Source organism: Accumulibacter sp., from assembly GCF_031732815.1.
Lineage (GTDB): Bacteria > Pseudomonadota > Gammaproteobacteria > Burkholderiales > Rhodocyclaceae > Accumulibacter.
The window spans coordinates 1-2911 of the sequence record NZ_JAVMKF010000257.1; the positions used below are offsets into that span (position 1 = coordinate 1).

Sequence of the window (2911 nt, forward strand, 5' to 3'; positions counted from 1 at the left end):
TACGCTACCAGACGCCGTCAGGGATTTCACGCAGGGTTGCCGAAAGGACACGCTCGATCGGCTCAGCCGCCAACGCATCCGGGTAGGCGTCGAGCACTTCCGCATGGGTCGCTGCTGGCGAGAAGGCCACCGTCAGCGGCTCGTGGTCGGCGAAGTGAAATAGCCAGAACTGGTGCGCCTCGGTTTTCTGTTCGCAGGGTTTGCTACTGCTATTCGTGCTATTCCTGCTACTGTTCCCGTTGTCGTTTTGGGCTTCCGTGGGGTTTGCTACTGCTACAGTTGCTATTCTTGCTACTGTTCCCACCCGTTCCTGCCCATGTGTAGCAGAAATAGCAGGAATAGCAGTAGCAACTGCCACAGGTCGCTTTTTGTGGATCAGTTGAGCCAGGCTCATGACGAGATTCCGATCAGCGCCGGGTTCACGTGAATGGTGATCTTCTTGCCGTCCTTCCTGATCTGAATGCGGTCAAGCTCGGCAAGCTCCTTGATTGCCGCGTCGAGTCTGCCGCCGTCCCGAAGTGGCCCATGCTGGCGAACGTGATTCTTGCCGACCATATGCGTGCGCTCCCGCTGGCAATACTCGATCAGCCAACTATCCAGCCGTGCCGCATCCGCCAGTTCCGCCGGCAGCGCCAGTTCCCCGAAGAATCGCCGCGACTCGTTCAGATGCCAGGCGGCTATCCTGCTTGCGCCCTCGAAAGCTTCCGGCCCGACAGCACCCGCGCCGTGCTCGAAGACATGGAACAGCGCCGCCAGCCGTACCGCGTTGTCAGCGGATTTGCTCGCTACGTCGCGCACGTCGTACAACTCGCCGCCAGCGCGCAGCTCCGCCTCTACCGCGTCGTGGTACTCCACCCAGGCGGCCTTCGCTGCCGGGGTCAGCGCCAGCATTTGCGGGGTCAGCGCGCCGTCATCGCCGATCGGTGCCGGCTGATTCAAAATCTCGGCAATTCGGCGATGGAACTTCGCCAGGTGCGGCCAGTTGGCTGGCGCTTCCGAAAAGGGCCTATAGCCCTGTGTCGATTCCGGCCAGGCCACGAGAAAGCGAGCGAGAAAGCCCGATCCGCGCGCCAGCGTACCGGACTTGTCGAAGAAGCTCCGCAGTGTCGGTTCTTGGATTTGCAGCGCCACCGTCAGCCGCGCACCCTTGACCGTGAATGATTCCGAAGTGCGCCGGCCTATCGAAAGCTCGCCGCCGTCCCACAACACGTTCAACAGACCGAGGTTGCGCATGACGCAATCTTTCCCCATGCCATGCGAGCCCAGAATCAGCCCAGCTTCGCTCGAAATCACGCCTGCCGATGGCCACTGACGCGCCAGCCGCCAGGCGAGGTTCTCCGGCGTTTCGTCGCCGAGTAACAGCCGTGGCACTCTCGGCGATTCCGGCTTGGCGTGCTGCAGTTGGGCGAGACTGGCGCGCAGGTCGTCGGTCGGCTTGCCGGATCTCCCCGACGCCTTGATCGCCTCAAGAATCCCGTTGCGCTCTGCGGTCCAGGCGTCCATTTCGGCTAGATGGCGCTCGATCGCAGGCTTCATGGCCTCTGCCTGCTGCTCCTGATAGTCACGAATGGCCGTGACGAAGAACCCGTCACAGGTTGATTTACGCTCGCCTGAATCCCCGATCGTAAGCAGGAACAAACTCGTCGGCCCGGTCAGCTTTTCCGCGCGCTTGATGTCCACGTGTGCCTGACAGGCCAGAGACAGCGCGCCAAATGCCGACGAAACCACCATCTGGAAAGGTGCCTTGACGAAGCCCGCTACCTCTTCCACAGCCGCCCGGATGGTTTCGGGCAGTGCGTCAACCGGGTAGGGTTCCGGCTCGATCTTGGCGGACAGAGGTTGCGGATCAGGCCAGCCGTTGCCCTCAGAATCGCCAGCTGGCGCGTCATCGTTGCCGAGTTGATGCTCATCCGTTGCCGGTGCCGTTGCGTTCGCTATGGCCCGCGCCACAGCATCCGCGCCGCACAGTAGCGCCAGGTCGTTGAAGTCCGTCGCCCATTCCGGCCGGCCGGCGCCGAAGTCAGGGACTGCCAGCAGCCCGCCGACAGCCCGCACCGCCTCGGTCGCTTTGGTCATGCCAGGATTGCCCTCGGTGCGGTAATCATCATCGGCGCACAGAATCACCGGCAGGTCGGGAAACTTGGCGCGCATGGCTTGCGCTATGGCAGGCAGGTTGCCGGCGTTGAAGGCCACGGCCACCGGGTAGCCCGTCGCTTCGTGAATGCTCGCTCCCGTTGCGAAGCCTTCGGCAACGCACAGTGCCGCCGCGCCTTGCACGTTGCCGATCCTGAAATAGCAACCCGTCACACGCCCGCCGGTCAGGAATCGCTTGTCACCGTCCGCGCCGATGAATTGTAGCGAGTGCACCTTGCCTTCAGCCCGCATCTGGATGACGAGCTTTCCCTGATGCAGCAGCGCGCCGTTCGCCCTGATGCCCTTGCTGACAAGATAGGCGTGGTCGTCTGGCGCCGGCGTCGCCGCAAACAAGATCGCCTCTGCCGTCTTTGCGGCCTCTGCTCGTCGCCGTGTTTCATCGGCTTCGCGCTCGCGCCGCATTGCCTCGGCCTTGGCCCGGTGCTCGGTTTCCTCTACCGGCGTCAATGCGCGGCCGATGTCTGCTCGCCAGAACTGCATCAAGCCCGTCCGCCAGTCGCCAAAGCTCCCGGCGGGAATTCCATCTCCGTGCAGCAGATACCATCCTGCGTCATCATTCCGCCGGCCGTTGCTGGCGAAGCGCCGCAGCTTTCCATCTGGCTGGATGGTTTCCGGTGGCGTCAGGCCAGCAGCCTGAATCGCATGGCGGAACTGCTGGATGTAGTTGTCGACGACGCTCATCGTCGCCCTCCCTACGCCGTTGCGCCGGTTTCGCGGGTGCGCTTTTCCAGCCAGGCGATAAGGTCCGCGCGCCGAT

The 2911-nt window shown here is 63.0% G+C and carries 3 protein-coding genes; 1 reads left to right on the forward strand and 2 read right to left on the reverse strand.

Features of this window, described 5'->3' with window-relative positions:
• Positions 1-4: 4 nt before the first annotated feature.
• Together RKP46_RS15310 and RKP46_RS15315 are read right to left on the reverse strand one after the other, a co-directional pair.
• Complete coding sequence (locus tag RKP46_RS15310; protein ID WP_311107434.1) at positions 5-394, reverse strand: hypothetical protein; 390 nt, start codon at positions 392-394, stop codon at positions 5-7.
• Positions 391-2367, reverse strand: coding sequence for a DUF3987 domain-containing protein (locus RKP46_RS15315; protein ID WP_311107435.1), 1977 nt, complete (start codon positions 2365-2367; stop codon positions 391-393). The genes RKP46_RS15310 and RKP46_RS15315 overlap by 4 nt, the downstream gene beginning before the upstream one ends.
• Between RKP46_RS15315 and RKP46_RS15320 the strand changes: the two genes are divergently transcribed.
• The coding region (locus tag RKP46_RS15320; RefSeq protein WP_311107436.1) for a hypothetical protein at positions 2362-2911 on the forward strand (550 nt) is incomplete at its 3' end. The two genes, RKP46_RS15315 and RKP46_RS15320, sit on opposite strands and share 6 nt — an antisense overlap.